This is a genomic window from Pectobacterium sp. S5 (assembly GCF_051707265.1).
GTDB lineage: Bacteria > Pseudomonadota > Gammaproteobacteria > Enterobacterales > Enterobacteriaceae > Pectobacterium > Pectobacterium polare.
In genome coordinates, this window is sequence record NZ_JAULSZ010000004.1 from 471,467 (window position 1) to 489,938 (window position 18,472).

Here is an 18,472-nt window from a genome sequence, read left to right on the forward strand (position 1 = left end):
GGTAAAAATTGACGAATTTCGTAACGATCTTATAAAACCGTTTGTATCTGCCCTCTTATATACCAGCCTGATAACGGGACATCCTTGACTTAAATCAATTTTAAAACCCCGACATTTAACCACACGAAGGCAATTTATTGTTTTATATCAATTTTACCAAGACACCTAATTGCAAATATTTTTGTAAATTTTCAATTTTTTTTCAAAAAAAGGCGTTTTCATTACGACAACAACGGTTACGGTTTTACCTCGGCACGATAGATCGGTAAGCTACCCGCAACACCATTCAACCTGTAAAAAAAGAGTGCATGATGGCGACCTCTCTCACCTGGCATGACGTGCTGGCACAAGAAAAGCAGCAGCCTTACTTCATTAATACCCTTGAATTCGTTGGGAAAGAACGTGCAGCGGGTAAGACTATCTATCCTCCGCAGAAAGATGTTTTCAACGCGTTCCGCTTTACTGAACTGCATCAGGTCAAAGTCGTCATTCTGGGACAAGATCCCTATCACGGCCCAAATCAGGCACACGGGCTGTCATTTTCTGTGCGTCCTGGCGTACCCGCTCCGCCTTCTCTGGGTAATATTTATAAAGAATTAGCGAACGACATTCCTGGATTTGAAATTCCACGGCACGGTTTTCTGCAGAGTTGGGCGGAGCAAGGGGTTTTACTGCTCAACACGGTATTAACCGTTGAAGCTGGACAGGCGCATTCGCATGCTAATCTGGGCTGGGAAACATTTACTGACCGCGTCATCGCGGCATTGAATGAACAGCGGGAAGGTCTGGTCTTTCTCCTGTGGGGCTCGCATGCACAGAAAAAAGGCAACATCATTGATCAGCAGCGCCACCATATTCTGAAATCACCGCACCCTTCCCCACTGTCTGCACACCGCGGTTTCTTGGGCTGTAAGCATTTTTCGCAAGCTAATCAGCTTCTGGAACAGCAAGGGCTGTCGCCAATAGACTGGATGCCAAGGCTTCCAGAAGAGGCTTAAGCGATAACGGTTTGGTTGTCTTCAAAAAACGAAGGCAGCCAACTCTTGTTTACAAAGAATCGTTTACAAAGGATGGTTTACAAAGAATGGATTACAAGGAATCGAAAAGTATTGAGCAAACGAAAGACGTTGATTGAATACGGATAAATCGAAAAAACGGGATGAAATAAGAAGTAATGCGATGATTTGGTGGAGCTAAGCGGGATCGAACCGCTGACCTCTTGCATGCCATGCAAGCGCTCTCCCAGCTGAGCTATAGCCCCACAACGTGTGGAATGTTCGTGATAATCAACCAAACAGAGGGAGTGTTTGGTGGAGCTAAGCGGGATCGAACCGCTGACCTCTTGCATGCCATGCAAGCGCTCTCCCAGCTGAGCTATAGCCCCGTATCTTACAGCATCACCGTAAAGGCAAGTACTGTGCGAACGCGTCGCATAATATGAAACCCGATTCGCAGTGTCAACGGCTAAATCCGGTTATCCGATTAACCGCTGAAAAAGACGCCAAAGGTAAGAAAAAACAGACGACAACTTCGATGTCATCTCATCATAAGCACAATAAAAAAGCTGCTAACGATAACGCGATTTATTATCATCACTTCACGTTACGCTTCTGCCTCCTATATAAGCCCCATCACATGCGCTATTTTCCTATGATTGTATTTTCTCTGATGGTATCAGCCTCTGGCATGTTGCCTGTTCGGGCGCAGCCAACCATTCCTGATATGACCGAACAAGCAAAAGCTCAATTTGAGATCAGGCAAATTGAGATGAAAAGCGGTGCACAGCATGCCTATCGGCTTTTCATCGCACTTCCCCGCCAACCCGCGCCTGAAGGTGGTTATCCGGTTCTGTACATGCTGGATGGCAACGCTCAGTTTCCCGTTGCCGTAAACCGCTATAATGCAAAAAATGGTGCGGCACCGCTGATTGTCGCTATCGGTTATCCAATCGATAAACCTTACGATGTCCCTGCCAGAACGCGTGACTACACGCCGCCGACAACGCTCACCGACCCAGATTTTGCCGCAGGCGGCGAAGCTGAGGCGTTTTATCAATTCATACAGTCCACGGTAAAACCCTGGGTTGAAGCGAACTACGCCGTGAATAAGCAAAAACAAACGCTGGCCGGGCACTCTTTCGGTGGTCTTTTTACGCTCTATACGCTTTTTAACCACACCGAGTCTTTCCAACGTTATGTTGCCGCAAGCCCGTCTATCTGGTGGGGAAATGGCGTTGTGATTCCGGCAAGAACGCCGCTGCTCGCTACACCGCCACCATCAATTACCGTCACGGCAGGAGCAAATGAGGATGAACCAGCCAAAACGCAGGCAGGTAAACCCGTTGATGAAAAACGGGCAGAGCGTCTCAGCCAAAGAAAAATGGTGGAAAGAGCAACAGCGCTGGTCACACAGCTCAACGAACAAGGCACAAAAGCCGACTTTATTCTGTTCCCCGGTAAAGGGCACGGCGACGTGATCCCCGATGCCATCGGAAAAGCGGTCGCTATCGCTGGTCAATAATCCCCATAGCACGCCATAAAAAAACCCCGGTTTATGACCGGGGCTCGTCTTGTATAACGCGATTCACACGATAACGATTACTGCTGCGCTTCGCGCTCGGCGATGAACGTCAGCGCTTTATCAATACGCGCCAGCGAACGCTGTTGACCAATCGCATGCACCGTCACGTCAACGCCAGGAGACTGACCCGCGCCAGTTACCGCAACGCGCAGCGGCATACCGACTTTGCCCATGCCCTGACCCAGTTCGTCCGCCGTGCCCTGAATGGCATGATGGATGTTCTCTGGCGTCCAACTGGTAATCGCGGCCAGTTTCTCGCGAACCAACTCAAGCGGCTGACGGGCAACCGGACGCAGGTGTTTCTTCGCAGCATCGGCATCAAACTCCGCAAAATCTTCATAGAAATAGCGGCAAGAGTCCGCCATTTCTTTCAGCGTCTTGCAACGTTCGCCCAGCAAGCCAACCAGTTCGCTCAACTGCGGCCCGGTGCGGGTATCGATCCCTGCCTGCTCAATATGCCATGACAGATGCGTCGCCACGTATTCTGCGGGTAAATGGTTAATATAGTGATGGTTCAGCCATTGCAGCTTCTCGGTATTGAAAGCACTCGCCGATTTATTGACGGCATCCAGCGAGAACAGCGATTTCATCTCATCCATAGAGAAGATTTCTTGATCGCCAGACGACCAGCCTAAACGCACCAGATAGTTCAGCAGCGCTTCCGGCAGATAGCCGTCATCGCGGTATTGCATTACACCTACAGCGCCGTGACGTTTGGACAATTTCTTACCGTCGTCGCCCAGAATCATCGACACATGCGCATATTCCGGCACGGGTGCGCCCAGTGCTTTCAGGATGTTGATTTGGCGCGGCGTGTTGTTGATATGGTCTTCACCACGGATAACGTGCGTGATTTCCATATCCCAGTCATCGATAACGACACAGAAATTGTAGGTCGGTGAACCGTCAGTACGGCGGATAATCAGGTCATCGAGCTCCTGATTGCTGAATTCGATTGGCCCGCGAATGCGGTCATTGAAAATGACCGAACCTTCCTGCGGGTTGAGGAAACGTACGACGTGCGGCTCATTATCAGCATGATGCGCATGAGAGCCACGGCAACAACCGTCGTAACGTGGCTTATCGCCATTTTCCATCTGCTGCTCACGCAGCGCTTCCAGACGCTCTTTAGAACAGTAGCACTTATAGGCTGTACCGTTTTCCAGCATCTGATCGATAACTGCGTTATAACGGTCAAAACGTTTAGTCTGGTAGTAAGGGCCTTCATCCCAGTTCAGGCTCAGCCAGTTCATACCATCCATAATGGCATCAATCGCGTCCTGAGTTGAACGCTCCAGATCGGTATCTTCAATACGCAGCACGAATTCGCCGTCATGATGACGGGCAAACAGCCAAGAATACAGTGCGGTACGAGCGCCGCCGACGTGAAGATAGCCAGTAGGACTAGGGGCGAAACGGGTTTTGATTTTCATTTGGGATTACAGCCTTATTACGCAACGGCTGTCGGCATAGACCGACATAAGCTCAGAGAACAAAAGTGGGCAACATTCTATCACTCTGCTTCGATTCCTCAACGCCGTAACATGCCGCACATGCTTTTATTCTGCTAGCGATAGCAAGATAACAGGCTGAATTGCGCAAGGATGCAGCACCAACGGCGATAAATACGACGTCTTGACTAATTTTGCAACGAACAATCATTTTAGTTTTAAAAAGCGTTGACTCATATTCAAGGATCCCTATAATGCGACTCCACACAGCGGGGGTGATTAGCTCAGCTGGGAGAGCACCTCCCTTACAAGGAGGGGGTCGGCGGTTCGATCCCGTCATCACCCACCACTCTTTACGAAGTTTCAGTAAAAAGTGTCTCGCTGTGTAGAGTAAGAAGATTTGAGATTGGGTGATTAGCTCAGCTGGGAGAGCACCTCCCTTACAAGGAGGGGGTCGGCGGTTCGATCCCGTCATCACCCACCAATCTCATACCAGCTGGTCTTCTTATTAGAAGTTGAAGTAAATGTAGTTCAGAAGTGGGTGATTAGCTCAGCTGGGAGAGCACCTCCCTTACAAGGAGGGGGTCGGCGGTTCGATCCCGTCATCACCCACCACTTCTGCGGGTCGTTAGCTCAGTCGGTAGAGCAGTTGACTTTTAATCAATTGGTCGCAGGTTCGAATCCTGCACGACCCACCACTTCCGCAAAGTGATTCCCCATCTGAAGTAAATCCACCAAATATTATCTGTTGCATATGTTGTGTAGATAAAATTCTACTCAATTTTTCCGCATTAACCTTCCCAAAATTCAATGAAGTACCGCAGCCCTACTCAGCTACGGCACCTGAAAGTCACGCCAGTACAGCTAAATCCGCAGCATCAAAACCACGTAATTTATCAGTCTGTCCAGAACGCACTTTTTGCACCCATTGCGCATCAGAAAGCAGGACTCGGCCTACCGCGATCAAGTCAAACTCTTCTCGCTCCATCCGTGCGTACAAATTGTCCAGTGCCGCAGTGCCAGAACCTTCACCGCCAAACGCGGCAAAGAAATCCGAAGTCAGCCCCACCGAGCCAACGCTGATTGTCGCCGCCCCAGTCAGTTTTTTCGCCCAACCGGCAAAATTAAGCCCTTCCGCCCCATCAACCTCTGGGAATTCAGGCTCCCAGAAACGACGCTGGGAACAGTGAAGAACATCCACGCCAGCCTCAACCAGCGGCGCTAGCCAGTCCGTCATCTCCTGTGGGGAACTCGCCAGCCGTGCGCTGTAGTCCTGCTGTTTCCACTGACTCACACGCAGGATCAATGGGAAATCTTCACCAACAGCAGCCCGGACAGCACGGATAATGTCTGCGGCAAAGCGAGAGCGTTCGCGGATCGTTGCGCCACCAAAGGCATCTTCACGCTTATTCGTGCCAGGCCAGAAGAATTGGTCGATCAGGTAACCATGTGCGCCATGCAGTTCCAGCGTGTCAAAACCCAATCGTTTCGCATCCGCCGCCGCACGGGCGAAAGCCGCCACGGTATCGGCGATATCTTCTTCAGTCATCACCACACCGCGAGGCTCGTCTGGGCCAACCAGTCCCGATGGGCTTTCAACGGGCGCATCTGGCTCCCAGCCACGTCCGTGGGTTGAACCCGTATGCCAAATTTGCGGCCCGATACGGCCGCCAGCGGCATGAACCGCTTTCGCCACCGCGTCCCAACCGGCCAACGCCGCTTCGCCATGAAAGAGCGGGATTCCTGGCATATTACGCGAAGCGGGACGATCGACTACCGTTCCCTCTGTCAGAATCAGCCCGACGCTCCCTTCCGCACGGCGGCGATAATATTCCGCCTGCGCGGGGCCAGGAATGCCGTTTTCAGCCATCCCTCGCGTCATCGGTGCCATAACAATGCGGTTAGGAAGAGTTAACCCTTTCAACGTGAAGGGACGAAACAGAACATCATCAGACATAAATATTTCCTTTTATGGTTTAACGTCATCGCGGCGTTGAATGTCGATTAGAAACTCAATTCATGCAGTTAAGCAACCCCCGTTAGCGTCACCGCCCGTAACGAGAATACCACCCTGCTTGCACTTATAGATGATGTATGACATATATAATAGATGTCAATCGACATTTAAATATAGAGGCACGGTATGAAATACACGACTTTTGGGCGCAACACCGGCTTACGCGTTTCCGAACTTGCTCTCGGAACAGGAAATTTTGGCACTGGTTGGGGCTATGGCTCTGAAAAAGAACAGGCTAAACAGGTATTTGATCGTTATACCAACGCGGGCGGTAACTTCATTGATACAGCGGATGCTTACCAGTTCGGTCAATCTGAACAAATGGTCGGAGAATTCATTGCCGCAGATCGCGATCATTTTGTTGTGGCGACGAAGTACACCTTAAGCGCCTTACCGGAAGCAGGAATATCTCGAACCGGCAATAGCCGTAAGAATATGATCTCATCGGTAGAAAACAGCCTTAAGAGACTGAACACCGATCGTATCGATGTGCTGTGGGCACACTTTGATGACCAATTAACCCCGCTGGAAGAGATTACTCGCACTTTCGACGATCTCATTCGGGCAGGAAAAATCCAGTATGCAGGCCTCTCTAATTTCCCGGCCTGGCGCATTGCCCGAGCAGATACTATAGCGGAACTGCGCGGCTGGTCGCGAATTGCTGGCCTTCAGGTGGAATACAGTCTGGTACAGCGCACCGCAGAGCGAGAACTGCTGCCGATGGCAGAAGCGATGGGGCTGGCAGCGACGCTTTGGTCTCCGCTGGGTGGCGGCCTGCTGACGGGCAAATACCGCAAAAGTAAAGAAGGCCGTCTGATCGGCTTTGGCGGAAGACTCGTACACACCGAGCAAGACACAACCTTGCTGGACGAGGTATTTCGCGTGGCAAACGACTTAAACGTCATGCCAATACAAATTGCCATCGCCTGGCTGCGGCATAAATCAGCCCGCGCGAGCACCAGCCTGATCCCTATTCTGGGCTCCCGCACGCTGGCACAGTTGGATGATACGCTGCTCGCATTAAATGTGGCACTCAGCGACGATCAGGTCGCGCGACTGGACGACGTCAGTGCTATTTCGTTGGGAACGCCGCACGATCAAATAGCGGGTTCATTGCCTCGGGCTCAGGGAGGCGACAGCGCTCATATTATTACACCGTGGCCGCCACGGGCCTGATCTGGCTATTGATGAAAGGCATCATCTATTGAGTCTGACTTTTTCATACCCTAAGATGATGCCTGACAGAAAGAGGAGAACAGAATGGCCCGTGTATCAAAACAGCAGATGGAGCGTAACCGAGAGGAAATCATTCAGGTTTCTTCACAGCTCTTTCGTGAACGGGGCCTGAACGGCGTCAGCGTGAATGACTTGATGGCCGCAGCCGGCTTAACTCACGGTGGATTTTATGGTCATTTTGCTTCTAAAGATGAACTCGCTGCCATCGCCAGCCGAAAAGCGCTTGAGGGTTCCAATTCCCGCTGGCAAGAAATAAGTCAACACGCAGATCAACATGACCTGCAAACAATGGTGGAACACTATCTTTCCCCCGCCCATCGTGACGGTGCTAAGGATGGCTGTGCGCTCACTGCGTTAGCCAGCGATATAGCCAGAGAAAGTGAAGACAAACCGGTACGTGAAGTTTATCTCAGCGGTGTCAGAGCCATGCTGGACAGGCTGGAGTCGCTATCGACGATAGAAGATAAAGAACAGAGCCGACTGCATGCTCTGGCGCAATTCGCCCTGTTATCTGGCGCGCTAACATTAGCACGCGCAACGGCTGGCGATGCCTTGTCGGACGACTTTCTCAATGCAGCCAAAAAGGCACTGCTTGGTGACGCATAAACCGATTATGAAAAAGGAACCTGTCGCACCCAAGATAGGTTCCACACTGCATCCCCTCTAACACGATTCCCTTTATGTAATCCGTTCCTCTGACCTTCAGCCATTCAGGCTACATTCTTTTTCATAACATCTTGTTATTGCATTATTCCCATCCATCATTAGACCGCTGCAATTGCGGTGCTATGCTTATCTGCGTTTACGACGTTCACGTAATTTTTTGACAGAAAACATCAAATTTATTGGTTTTCTATTCAACCCCTAAATCAACGACACTGCCGCCCTATACAAAGCATTGCCAACAAACATTACCAATAAGCATTTTTTGCTCACTTAATGAGGTTGTCTATTATGATTGCTCAGTTGAATCAGTGGTTCACGCGTTTAACCGATCATCCTGATGCAGGTAAACTTTTACTGCGTTTAACTGTGGGTATTCTGCTGTTGTTTCATGGCGTAGCAAAAATTGAGCACGGTGTAGGTTGGATCGTACAAATGCTGCAAGGCGCAGGTCTGCCAGGTTTTATCGCTTATGGCGTTTATATCGGCGAGGTTGTTGCCCCAATTCTGATTATTCTGGGCGTATTTACCCGCGTTTCTGGCCTGATTGCCGCGCTGACGCTGGTTGTGGCTACGCTGATGGTTGGCACGGGTAAATTCTTCACGCTGACTAACGTGGGTGCCTGGGCGCTGGAATTGGAAGCACTCTATTTCTTCGCTGGCATTATCATCATGCTGGTCGGTAGCGGTCGCTATTCTGTTGCCTCTAACCCCGCTTATCGCTAATCCTTGCCACCCGGCAGGTATTGACGACAAAAGCAAAAAACCCGCGGATTCGCGGGTTTTTTTATTTCGATGCTCTGTCGATCAAATTTCCCAATCGTGGCTATAACGCTTGGGTTTGAACTGAATCACATCGCCTTTCTGTAGCCCGTTCAGGCTTGCATCATCTTTTGCGACTTCCGCTTCAATCAGTTCCGACTGCTCGCCCAGCTTCAACGACAGGCGCGTTAAGGCACCGAGTGGGCGAATATCTCGCACTGTCACCGCCTGATAGCCTTCCTGCGCCTGAACGGATAATGACACTTCATGAGGACGGAACAGAATTGTCTCTTCCGTCTGCGCCACTTTCAACCGGTTACTGTCGCCAAGGAAATGGTAAACAAACTCGCTGGCCGGGTTGTTATACACTTCCGCTGGCGTGCCGATTTGTTCAATCACGCCTTTGTTCATCAGCACGATGCGGTCGGCGACTTCCATCGCTTCTTCCTGATCGTGCGTCACAAATACCGACGTCAGATCGATATCTTCATGCAGCTGAGACAACCAGCGGCGCAGCTCTTTACGTACCTTGGCATCCAGTGCGCCAAAAGGTTCATCCAGCAACAGAATGCTCGGCTCGACGATCAGCGCACGCGCCAGTGCAATACGCTGGCGCTGGCCGCCAGAAAGCTGTTCAGGGTAACGATCCCCCAGCCAGTCCAACTGCACCAGATTCAGCAATTCATGTACTTTCTTTTCGATGTCACTCTTTGATGGCCGGATATTTTTCGGCTTCATCCGCAGCCCAAACGCCACGTTATCGAACACCGTCATGTGACGGAACAGCGCATAGTGCTGGAATACAAACCCCACGTTGCGTTTACGCACATCGTGAACGGACACATCCTGGCCGTGGAAAATAATACTACCGCTATCCGGCTGTTCCAGCCCGGCGATAATACGCAGCAGCGTCGTCTTACCGCAGCCCGATGGCCCCAGCAGCGCCACCAGCTCACCGCTGTGGATCGATAAATTAATCTCGTTCAGCGCCCGGAACTGACCAAATTGTTTATTAATATTGCGAATCTCAATGCTCATTTTTGGCCAACTCCTGTTGTTTCTGTATTTGCTTCGTCAATCGACCTTCACTCCACTGGCGCAGCAGCAACACCACTAGCGACATTAGCAGCAGCAGAATCGCCACGCTGAAAGCGGCAACGATGTTGTACTCGTTATAAAGAATTTCGATATGCAGCGGCAGCGTGTTCGTCAGGCCGCGGATATGACCGGAAATGACGGAAACGGCACCAAATTCCCCCATCGCACGCGCGGTACACAGCACCACGCCGTAAATCAGCGCCCACTTCACATTCGGCAGAGTGATGTGCCAGAACATTTGCCAACCGTTCGCCCCCAGCAGTCGCGCCGCTTCTTCTTCCTGCGAGCCCTGCTCTTCCATCAGCGGAATCAGCTCACGGGCAACATAAGGCAGCGTGACGAAAATGGTCGCTAGTACGATGCCCGGCACGGCGTAAACGATTTGCAGATCGTGTTCGAGCAGAAAAGGATGGAGCGAGCTTTGCGCCCCAAACAGCAGCACGTACACCAGCCCCGCAACCACGGGCGAAACGGAGAACGGCAAATCGATCAGCGCCAGCAGAAAGCTCTTGCCACGAAACTCGAATTTCGTCACACACCACGCTGTTGCCAGCCCGAACACCACATTTAACGGCACAGAAATGACGGTCGCGAGTAGCGTCAGCTTAAGCGCAGAGATCGCATCCGGTTCGGTAATTGCATCCCAAAATGCACCGATGCCTTTATCCAGCCCCTGAGTCACCACCATCATCAACGGCAGCACCAGAATCAGGAAAAAGACGACCCACGCGAGTGAAACCAGAATGTAATAGGCGGCGGGCTGTTTTTTTCTTTTAGCCGCGTTGGCCTGAGTGGAAATAACCTGTTCCATGAAGACCGGCCCTTACAGTTTCGGTTGAATGCGGCGCTGCAACACGTTAATCAGCAGCAGCATAATGAAAGAAACCAGCAGCATGAATACGCCGATCCCGGTTGCTCCCTTGTAGTCATACTGATCGAGCTTGGAGACGATCAGCAGCGGCAGGATTTCGGTTTTAAACGGAATATTCCCCGCGATAAACACCACAGAACCGTATTCCCCAACGCCGCGGGCAAAGGCCAGCGCAAAACCCGTCAGCCACGCCGGTAGTAATGCAGGAAGCAATACATGGCGGAAAACCTGAAGCGGACGTGCGCCAAGGCAGGCGGCGGCTTCTTCCACTTCTTTGGGAATATCAGCCAGCACCGGTTGCAGCGTTCTGACCACGAAAGGCAGCGTGACGAAAATAAGCGCCAGCGTGATACCAATACTGGTGTAGGCAATTTTGAATGGAAACAGCGAGCCAATCAGGCCATTCGGCGCATACAACGCCGTCAGCGCAATCCCCGCCACGGCGGTTGGCAGCGCAAAGGGCATATCGATCATGGCATCGATCACTTTACGGCCGGGAAAGGTATACCGCACGAGCACCCAGGCCAGCAGCGTCCCGAGGATACCGTTAATAAACGCCGCCGCCAGCGCCGTACCAAACGAAAGCCGTAGGGAGAAAAGCACCTGACGGCTGGTGATCAGATCCCAAAACTGACCAAACGTTAGTTGGCTGGCATACAAAAACATCCCCGCCAACGGAATGAGGACTATTAATCCTAAATAGCTCAGGCTAAACCCTAACGTTAGCCCGAAACCGGGGATCACTGAGGAAGAACGTTGTGACATACCGTGCCTTTAATTTTCATACTCACTACCCAGCCAACAACTGCTTGCCGACGCGCGCTACCTGACAGAATTAATGCGGCAGATCCTCTGCCTTCTTAACCTGAAAAAAGCCGCTATGGTGATAGCGGCCTTAATCCGTCAGACATTAAAAACTTACTTATTAATCTCTTTAAAGATGGCGTCGAACACACCGCCGTCGTTAAAGAATTTGTCCTGTGCCGCTTTCCAGCCGCCGAAATCCTTATCAATCGTCACCAGATTCACCGGTGCAAACTGATCTTTAAACTCTTCAGCGATCTTGGCATTACGTGGACGGTAGAAATTTTTACCGATGATGCGCTGCGCTTCATCGCTGTAGAGGTATTGCAGATAGGCTTCAGCCTGTTTCTGCGTTCCCTTACGCTCAACGACTTTGTCGACAACGGCAACCGGCGGTTCTGCCAGAATAGACAGAGACGGCGTCACGATCTCAAGCTGATCGCCGCCCTGTTCGTGCAGAGACAGATAAGCTTCGTTTTCCCATGCCAGCAGCACATCGCCTAGCTGACGTTGCACAAAGCTGATGGTTGCCCCACGCGCACCGGTATCCAGTACTGGCGCATGGCGATACAGCTCAGTGACAAATTTCAGTGCAGTTTCATCATTGCCGCCCGGTTGCGCTTTGGCATAGGCCCACGCTGCTAGGAAGTTCCAACGCGCACCACCAGAGGTTTTCGGGTTTGGCGTGATCACTTCAACGCCCGGCTTAACCAGATCGTTCCAGTCTTTGATTTGCTTTGGATTACCTTTGCGCACCAGAAAAACGATGGTGGAGGTGTAAGGGGTGCTGTTGTCAGGCAGACGTGCCTGCCATTTAGGATCGATCAACGGTTGATTCAGGTTTAATGCATCAATGTCACCAGCCAGCGCCAGCGTCACCACGTCGGCCTGCAAACCGTCAATCACCGAGCGAGCCTGCTTTCCAGAACCACCGTGCGAGTTTTTGATAGAGATATCTTCACCCGTGGTCGCTTTCCAATGCTTAATAAACGCCGCATTGTATTGCTGATAGAGTTCACGCGTCGGATCGTAAGACACGTTTAATAGTTCGGTAGCCGCCGAGGCCACACCGGAAAACAACAGTGCTGCCGTAGCAACAGATAACCCCAGACGACGTATTGACATTCTTATCACTCCCTAATGCTCGAAAGTATCAGATAAAATCATGATGGATGTGACTGATTAATAACTTAAATAATTCGATTTGCCGGACAAAGCGTTATTGATTTGAACTGCGTACATGTCGCTTGAAATAGGATGGGTCTATCAGGCTGACAACATGGAAGTGACAATAGTGGATATAAGGAAGGGGCAAAAATATTGTTTCGCGATAATTTATGCTATCGCGTTATATTGTTAATGATTATGTAATAGTTTTCAGTCTAAGCAATTTTGTTGCAGTGGGAATATTTTACGACTGAATATGAGATAACCCTGATGCCATGCGGCATCAGGTGAATACGGAAGGAGATAAATTTAAGTAAAGGCGGGCGTTTTTCTGCCCTACTCTTCTTCATCCAGCTGCAAAGCCACGTACAGCAGCAGACGGTCGTCGAAATTTCCCAGATCTAATCCCGTCAATTCAGAAATACGATTAAGGCGATATTCCAGCGTATTACGGTGGATAAAGAGCGCTTTCGCCGTCGCGCCGGGCTGGACGTTGTTACGGAACCAAGCCCCCAGCGTCCGACGCAGCAGACCATTGCCATCCATTGCTTTAAGCTTCGAGAGCGGACGCACCAGCTCGTTTGCCTGCCAGCCGCCGCGCAGGCTGTCCAGCAGCACGGGCAACATCAAATCCTGATAGTAATAACAGCGCTGGGCGGGCATACGCTGCTTACCTACGCTCATGGTCGTTCGTGCCGTTCGGTAGGAGCGTGCGATACTGCCGGGGCCAGAAAAATAGTTCCCCAGCGCCAGCCGCACTCGCAGCCGACTGCTTTCCGCCATACGCGACATCAGCGTATCTACGCGACGCCGGTGTTCCTCTGCATCCCAGCGCCCGTGGCTGTTCAGCGCTGGTTTTAGCACGACCATTTCCGTCAGAGAAACGATAGCAATGAGGTTGTCGCGTTCCGGCGTGGTCAGCAACGTTTGCAACTGCTGTAGCTCTGCCATGGCAGAGTCAACACCGAGCTGCCCGCTGTCCACTTCGATCACCGCTGCAACGCGGGGTTTATTCAGATCGATACCCAAACGCTGCGCCCATTCCATGAGGGCGGGAGACAGATCGTCGGTACGAATCAGGTTCAGTACCAGCTCTTCACGCAGGCGGCTATCCTGCGCCAGCATATGCAGCAGCCTCGCCTGCTCCAGCATCATTTCCGCCGTCATGCAGACAAGCTCGCCGTATTGCCGTAGCTGACTGGGATTCCCCGTCAGGCCGATGACACCAACGATTTCGCCATCAATACGCAAAGGTAAATTGATGCCCGGACGCACGCCGTGCAGGTGACGCGCCACAGCATCATCAATATCGACAACTCGCCCCTGCGAAAGCGCCAGCAGCGCGCCTTCGTGCAGTTCCCCCAATCGTTCCTGATCGCCACTGCCGATAATCTTACCGCGAGCATCCATCACGTTGATATTGCTATCAATGATCTGCATGGTCCGCGCGACAATATCCTGTGCCATCTTGGCATTGAGATGATACGACGCCATTTTTACCTCTGAGAGGAACATTGACAATTGCACCAGCATACCGCCACTCGGTGCGCCACACATTGTGCAAATTAACAAAGAAACGGGAATTAGATTAAATCTGTGGAAGAACTCACAAAAGCACTTTCATAGAGAAGCGAGAAGTGGCCGAGTACCTGAGTACCCGGCCAGATAAGTAACGTAACAAATTGTCTTAAAAGGTAATTATTAACTTACACGCTGAACAGCTCGATTACTGAGCCAGCAGATAAATCGTGCTGTCACCGCGACGAACGTTCAAGGCCAATACGGCCGGCTTGCTGTCCAGAATTTTACGCAACTCACCAATATTCTGTACTGGCTGTTGGTTAACCCCCAGAATAATGTCGTCCTTCTTCAGGCCAACCTTAGCCGCCGCAGAACCGGGTTTAACGTTATCCACTTTGACGCCTTTTTTGTCGTCTATCTGAGTATTACTCAACTCGGCACCTTCAATGCCAGAGTAGAGATTACCGGAAGCCACCTGAGCCTGATTACTCTGTTGCAGCGTCACCTCAACCGTCAGCGGTTTGCCCTCACGCAGCAGTCCCAGCGCCACTTTGCTGCCCACCGGCAGCGATCCAACCTGCGCACGCAGCGCAGAGAAGCTGCTGACCGCTTTACCATTCAGCGTGACGATCACATCGCCCGCCTTGATACCCGCCTCATCTGCCGCCGACTTCGGTCTCACCTGGCTCACAAAGGCACCGCGCTGGGCATCAACTTTCATCGCCTGCGCCAGTTCGGAGTTCAGCTCCGTCCCGGTGATTCCCAGCTCACCGCGCTTCACTTCGCCAAATTCGATAATCTGTGCAACGACACTTTTCACCATATTGCTGGGGATAGCGAAACCAATTCCGATATTGCCGCCATCTGGAGCGAGAATCGCGGTATTCAGCCCAACCAATTCCCCATTCAGATTCACCAGCGCACCACCGGAATTCCCCCGGTTGATCGCCGCATCGGTCTGAATAAAGTTCTCGTAATTTTCAATATTTAACCCGCTACGTCCCAGCGCGGACACAATGCCCGATGTCGCCGTTTCGCCCAGACCATACGGGTTACCAATCGCTACCGTGTAATCACCGACCCGCAGTTGGTCAGAATCCGCGACCTTAATCGCCGTCAGATTTTTAAAGTCTTTCAACTGCACCAGCGCGATATCCGAACGCGGGTCTTTGCCTAACACTTTGCCGTCATATTTGCGGCCATCGCTGAGTCGAACCTGAATCTTATCGGCGTTATCCACCACATGGCTGTTGGTCACCACATAGCCTTTTTCTGCATTAATCACGACGCCCGCGCCCAGCGCCTGGAAATTTTCCTGCTGCGGTGGCTGACCGTCGTCGTCACCGTCTCCCTGACACATTGGCGATGATTGGAACGGCGATCCCTCCTGACAGAAAGGCGAGTTTTCACCAAAAAACGGCTGAAGCTGCGGTGGGATACCTTCTTTTCCCGCATTGCCCGCATGGGTGGTATGCCCTTCCACATAGATGCTCACCACGGAAGGCATGACGTTTTCCAGCATAGGGGCCAGGCTGGGTAATTGACCCGATGACACGACAGACGCCGCTGACTCAGCGGCATTCGCCGTGGTGGAGCCCATTGCCATCGCCAGGCTTAACGCCAACGCACTCAGAACCAGTGATTTTCTTTTCATAGGAGGTTATCTCATAGTAATCAACACGCGAGTCTTACGGCCCGTGTACCCGACACCGGGTACACTCAGTGGTCGTGCTGTATGAGATAAATATGGACCAACAAGGTTCCCAAGGGGAAGATCGTGAAGCGTAAGGAAATATTGAACGGCTTTACAAAAGTCGCGATTTCCGTTGCGGCCTGTTCATTGCTAATCCGCCGCCATCAGCTTGCGGTATTCGTCGTAGGCGTACAAATCGGTCATACCGCTGATGTAATCCTGAATCAGACGCGCCCGATAATAATATTCACGGATGACGCGCTCGGTTTCCGGTAATCCCTCCAACGCGACAACCGCTTCACAATAGGCCAGACAGTGCTTGCTGGATAGCTTGTGGTAAAGCCGCGTTTCAATCGGATAGCACTTGTGCGTATCGTCGCGGACAAGCTGACTGAAATCCTGATAGGGCATCTCGAGCAGCGGGCTATAAATATCCAGCAGGCCGCGAATCACGCGGTCGCCCTGTAACTCAAGCTGTTCAACTTCATGATGGTTAAAAACGTGCTTTAAGGCGACACGTTTGAAAATGCCTAACAGGCGGTTCTGCGGGCTGTCGTCCTCAAGCAACGCCTGATTGAACGACCCGGCATACACTTCCGGCAGGTTATCGATAAAACGCAGTGCAGCATGTGGCACCATCTGCCCCACGGTATAAACGCGGAGATTCATGAAGAACTGATCGTCATGGCTACGCCATTGAAAGCGTTCGCGTTCTTTGTAAGCACGTTCAATCGTTTTAGCGAAGATGTCTTTCTCTGCGCCTGCGCCCCAATTTTCGCGCAGACGATCGTAAAGTTCTTCGATCGTGAGGATATCTTTCTCGACAGCATCCTCAAGATCCGCGATGCAGTAGGACACATCGTCAGCCGCTTCCATAATGTAGCTCAGCGGATGGCGATGAAATTCGCCCATGTCCAACTCTTCACGCAGTTTAGCGACAAACGCTTCCTCTGCCAGATAGTAGCCCGGCTTTTTCATCAAATAATGGTAATCCGCCGGAAGCTCGCCGTGCCAATACGCAGGGCGGGTGTATTTCAGAATACAGGCCACCTGCCCGTAGGTCAGGTTGAGCTTCAGCAACGTATGCACCAGACGGATCGCCTGTGCGTTGCCTTCAAAATGGCTCAGATCCTGCCGAATTTGCCCGCGCAGATCGTCCAGTCCATCCTGCTGCATCCGCAGCGTAGGCACTTTGCAGTCATCGACGCGTTCCGGGGATTCACTGTCCAGATAGTGGCTATCCAGCAATTTTCTGAACCATTGATTAATCGCGGATTCGCCAAAATGTCCAAACGGCGGATTGCCGATGTCATGCATCAGACACGCCATTTCGACCAGGCTTTCAAACGGCGTTTCTCTGTCGTCCAGCCCCAGCGACGCCAGCCGCCCCTCGACTTGCAGGCGGTGCAAAATCTCTTTGGCGATATAGCGGCCAACCTGCTGAACTTCCATCGAATGGGTCAGACGGGAGCGGACGGCCGCATTACGTTCTAGCGGAAAGACCTGAGTTTTTTGCTGTAAGCGGCGGATGGCGGCGGAGTTAATAATACGACCCCGATCGCTCTCAAACTGGCGCACAATCGTATATTCATCCTCAGCCGTTTTAGGCCGGCTGAAATGGCGCTGAAAGCTCATTTTTTTGGCGAAATCGATACCAGACATACAGTTCTCCATGTCATCCCGCTACAGCACAATGATGGACACTCCATCTCATCCCGCTAGCCATGATAGACTAACATCCGCGATATACACCTAATGCTGGTCATTTAACGATCGAGATACACGGTGCGACCACAGGGGTGAGGCATCCCTGCGGGAACCTCCCCCTGTGTTTCCCCTAAAATGGGACTTCAGTGACCAGCATTAGGTATACGCCTTCCATTTATAACAGAATTTGCGGGGAACCTTATGAAAGTCGGTATTATCGGCGCGATGGAACAAGAAGTAACGCTGCTGCGCGATCGGATTGAAAACCGTCAGACCTTCCAGCGTGCGGGTTGCGAAATTTACACCGGACAAATCAACGGTGTGGATGTCGCCCTGCTGAAATCCGGTATCGGCAAAGTCTCCGCCGCACTGGGCACCACGCTGCTGCTGGAATACAGCAAGCCAGACGTGGTGATTAACACCGGTTCCGCTGGCGGACTGGCACCTACATTGAACGTCGGTGATATCGTCGTTTCCGATGAAGTGCGCTACCACGATGCTGACGTCACGGCGTTTGGCTATGAGCCCGGTCAGATGGCGGGCTGCCCTGCCGCTTTCCTTGCCGATGAAAAACTCATCACACTGGCGCAGGAAGTGATTGCCGAGTTACAGCTGAACGCCGTGCGCGGTCTGGTTGTCAGCGGTGATGCCTTCATTAACGGCGCAGAGCCATTAGCTCGTATCCGCACCACCTTCCCGAAGGCGATTGCCGTAGAAATGGAAGCCACCGCGATCGCCCATGTCTGCCACCAGTTCGCCGTCCCGTTTGTGGTGGTACGCGCGATTTCTGATGTGGCCGATAAAGCCTCACACCTGAGTTTTGATGAGTTCCTGAGTGTTGCAGCACAGCAATCAACGCGGATGGTAGAAGCGATTCTGGCCAAGCTGGCCGCACGCTAATC

General features: G+C 51.7%; 15 protein-coding genes and 6 tRNA genes. 10 read left to right on the forward strand and 11 right to left on the reverse strand.

The genetic code is table 11. From position 1 onward, the window contains the following. The first annotated feature begins 311 nt into the window (after positions 1–311). Positions 312–998: a uracil-DNA glycosylase gene (gene ung / locus QWJ20_RS16890; protein ID WP_433993090.1), complete on the forward strand. Its 687-nt coding sequence runs from the start codon at positions 312–314 to the stop codon at positions 996–998. Positions 999–1,185: 187 nt separating this feature from the next. Here the strand turns inward: ung and QWJ20_RS16895 are convergent. Both QWJ20_RS16895 and QWJ20_RS16900 read right to left on the reverse strand, forming a co-directional pair. After that, positions 1,186–1,261, reverse strand: a tRNA-Ala gene (locus QWJ20_RS16895). A gap of 47 nt (positions 1,262–1,308) precedes the next feature. Then, positions 1,309–1,384, reverse strand: a tRNA-Ala gene (locus QWJ20_RS16900). 266 nt (positions 1,385–1,650) lie between these two features. On the opposite strand from QWJ20_RS16900, the gene QWJ20_RS16905 reads away from it, so the two are divergent. Continuing rightward, positions 1,651–2,520: an alpha/beta hydrolase gene (locus tag QWJ20_RS16905; protein ID WP_433993062.1), complete on the forward strand. Its 870-nt coding sequence runs from the start codon at positions 1,651–1,653 to the stop codon at positions 2,518–2,520. Between the two features lie 77 nt (positions 2,521–2,597). Here the strand turns inward: QWJ20_RS16905 and gltX are convergent, their stop codons facing one another. Further along, a complete protein-coding gene (gene gltX / locus QWJ20_RS16910) occupies positions 2,598–4,013 on the reverse strand; it encodes a glutamate--tRNA ligase (RefSeq protein ID WP_039514193.1) in 1,416 nt (471 codons plus the stop codon). 291 nt (positions 4,014–4,304) lie between these two features. Between gltX and QWJ20_RS16915 the strand changes: the two genes are divergently transcribed. The 4 genes from QWJ20_RS16915 to QWJ20_RS16930 all read left to right on the forward strand — a co-directional run bounded on the left by QWJ20_RS16915 (position 4,305) and on the right by QWJ20_RS16930 (position 4,729). After that, positions 4,305–4,380: transfer RNA gene (locus tag QWJ20_RS16915), tRNA-Val, on the forward strand. 59 nt (positions 4,381–4,439) lie between these two features. Continuing rightward, positions 4,440–4,515 (forward strand) — tRNA-Val (locus QWJ20_RS16920). Between the two features lie 55 nt (positions 4,516–4,570). Beyond that, positions 4,571–4,646 (forward strand) — tRNA-Val (locus tag QWJ20_RS16925). Positions 4,647–4,653: 7 nt separating this feature from the next. Continuing rightward, positions 4,654–4,729: transfer RNA gene (locus QWJ20_RS16930), tRNA-Lys, on the forward strand. A 152-nt stretch (positions 4,730–4,881) separates the two neighbouring features. Here QWJ20_RS16930 and QWJ20_RS16935 read toward each other — a convergent pair. Next, positions 4,882–5,988 (reverse strand): NADH:flavin oxidoreductase, encoded by a 1,107-nt coding sequence (locus QWJ20_RS16935; RefSeq protein ID WP_433993063.1) that lies wholly within the window; start codon positions 5,986–5,988, stop codon positions 4,882–4,884. Positions 5,989–6,174: 186 nt separating this feature from the next. Between QWJ20_RS16935 and QWJ20_RS16940 the strand changes: the two genes are divergently transcribed. The 3 genes from QWJ20_RS16940 (at position 6,175) to QWJ20_RS16950 (ending at position 8,673) form a co-directional block, all read left to right on the forward strand. After that, positions 6,175–7,224: an aldo/keto reductase gene (locus QWJ20_RS16940; protein ID WP_433993064.1), complete on the forward strand. Its 1,050-nt coding sequence runs from the start codon at positions 6,175–6,177 to the stop codon at positions 7,222–7,224. Between the two features lie 84 nt (positions 7,225–7,308). Then, positions 7,309–7,890, forward strand: a complete 582-nt coding sequence (locus QWJ20_RS16945; RefSeq protein WP_433993065.1) for a TetR/AcrR family transcriptional regulator — start codon at positions 7,309–7,311, stop codon at positions 7,888–7,890. A 348-nt stretch (positions 7,891–8,238) separates the two neighbouring features. Further along, positions 8,239–8,673 carry a DoxX family protein gene (locus tag QWJ20_RS16950; RefSeq protein ID WP_174876733.1) on the forward strand — a complete coding sequence of 145 codons (435 nt, stop codon included), beginning with the start codon at positions 8,239–8,241 and terminating at the stop codon, positions 8,671–8,673. Positions 8,674–8,754: 81 nt separating this feature from the next. Here the strand turns inward: QWJ20_RS16950 and QWJ20_RS16955 are convergent, their stop codons facing one another. From QWJ20_RS16955 to dgt, 7 genes are all read right to left on the reverse strand, one after another. After that, positions 8,755–9,747: a sulfate/molybdate ABC transporter ATP-binding protein gene (locus QWJ20_RS16955; protein WP_095700288.1), complete on the reverse strand. Its 993-nt coding sequence runs from the start codon at positions 9,745–9,747 to the stop codon at positions 8,755–8,757. Further along, positions 9,737–10,618 (reverse strand): sulfate ABC transporter permease subunit CysW, encoded by an 882-nt coding sequence (gene cysW, locus QWJ20_RS16960; RefSeq protein ID WP_109412584.1) that lies wholly within the window; start codon positions 10,616–10,618, stop codon positions 9,737–9,739. The genes QWJ20_RS16955 and cysW overlap by 11 nt, the downstream gene beginning before the upstream one ends. A 12-nt stretch (positions 10,619–10,630) precedes the next feature. After that, on the reverse strand, positions 10,631–11,443 hold the full coding sequence (gene cysT / locus QWJ20_RS16965; protein WP_039486599.1) for a sulfate ABC transporter permease subunit CysT: 813 nt from the start codon (positions 11,441–11,443) through the stop codon (positions 10,631–10,633). A 153-nt stretch (positions 11,444–11,596) separates the two neighbouring features. After that, a complete protein-coding gene (locus QWJ20_RS16970) occupies positions 11,597–12,601 on the reverse strand; it encodes a sulfate ABC transporter substrate-binding protein (RefSeq protein WP_370761520.1) in 1,005 nt (334 codons plus the stop codon). Positions 12,602–12,985: 384 nt separating this feature from the next. Then, complete coding sequence (locus tag QWJ20_RS16975) at positions 12,986–14,143, reverse strand: CdaR family transcriptional regulator (RefSeq protein ID WP_010280713.1); 1,158 nt, start codon at positions 14,141–14,143, stop codon at positions 12,986–12,988. Positions 14,144–14,375: 232 nt separating this feature from the next. After that, positions 14,376–15,824, reverse strand: a complete 1,449-nt coding sequence (gene degP, locus QWJ20_RS16980; RefSeq protein WP_127157352.1) for a serine endoprotease DegP — start codon at positions 15,822–15,824, stop codon at positions 14,376–14,378. A 189-nt stretch (positions 15,825–16,013) separates the two neighbouring features. Next, on the reverse strand, positions 16,014–17,525 hold the full coding sequence (gene dgt, locus QWJ20_RS16985) for a dGTPase (protein ID WP_433993066.1): 1,512 nt from the start codon (positions 17,523–17,525) through the stop codon (positions 16,014–16,016). Positions 17,526–17,771: 246 nt separating this feature from the next. Between dgt and mtnN the strand changes: the two genes are divergently transcribed. After that, on the forward strand, positions 17,772–18,470 hold the full coding sequence (gene mtnN, locus QWJ20_RS16990; RefSeq protein ID WP_119888337.1) for a 5'-methylthioadenosine/S-adenosylhomocysteine nucleosidase: 699 nt from the start codon (positions 17,772–17,774) through the stop codon (positions 18,468–18,470). Positions 18,471–18,472 lie beyond the last annotated feature (2 nt).

Bases quoted from the DNA above. Each gene is read 5' to 3' on its own strand.
- QWJ20_RS16950 (WP_174876733.1), top strand. From the start codon at position 8,239: ATGATTGCTCAGTTGAATCAGTGGTTCACGCGTTTAACCGATCATCCT.
- cysW (WP_109412584.1), bottom strand. From the start codon at position 10,618: ATGGAACAGGTTATTTCCACTCAGGCCAACGCGGCTAAAAGAAAAAAA.
- QWJ20_RS16905 (WP_433993062.1), top strand. From the start codon at position 1,651: ATGATTGTATTTTCTCTGATGGTATCAGCCTCTGGCATGTTGCCTGTT.
- degP (WP_127157352.1), bottom strand. From the start codon at position 15,824: ATGAAAAGAAAATCACTGGTTCTGAGTGCGTTGGCGTTAAGCCTGGCG.
- gltX (WP_039514193.1), bottom strand. From the start codon at position 4,013: ATGAAAATCAAAACCCGTTTCGCCCCTAGTCCTACTGGCTATCTTCAC.
- QWJ20_RS16955 (WP_095700288.1), bottom strand. From the start codon at position 9,747: ATGAGCATTGAGATTCGCAATATTAATAAACAATTTGGTCAGTTCCGG.
- QWJ20_RS16935 (WP_433993063.1), bottom strand. From the start codon at position 5,988: ATGTCTGATGATGTTCTGTTTCGTCCCTTCACGTTGAAAGGGTTAACT.
- dgt (WP_433993066.1), bottom strand. From the start codon at position 17,525: ATGTCTGGTATCGATTTCGCCAAAAAAATGAGCTTTCAGCGCCATTTC.
- QWJ20_RS16945 (WP_433993065.1), top strand. From the start codon at position 7,309: ATGGCCCGTGTATCAAAACAGCAGATGGAGCGTAACCGAGAGGAAATC.
- ung (WP_433993090.1), top strand. From the start codon at position 312: ATGGCGACCTCTCTCACCTGGCATGACGTGCTGGCACAAGAAAAGCAG.
- mtnN (WP_119888337.1), top strand. From the start codon at position 17,772: ATGAAAGTCGGTATTATCGGCGCGATGGAACAAGAAGTAACGCTGCTG.
- cysT (WP_039486599.1), bottom strand. From the start codon at position 11,443: ATGTCACAACGTTCTTCCTCAGTGATCCCCGGTTTCGGGCTAACGTTA.
- QWJ20_RS16940 (WP_433993064.1), top strand. From the start codon at position 6,175: ATGAAATACACGACTTTTGGGCGCAACACCGGCTTACGCGTTTCCGAA.
- QWJ20_RS16975 (WP_010280713.1), bottom strand. From the start codon at position 14,143: ATGGCGTCGTATCATCTCAATGCCAAGATGGCACAGGATATTGTCGCG.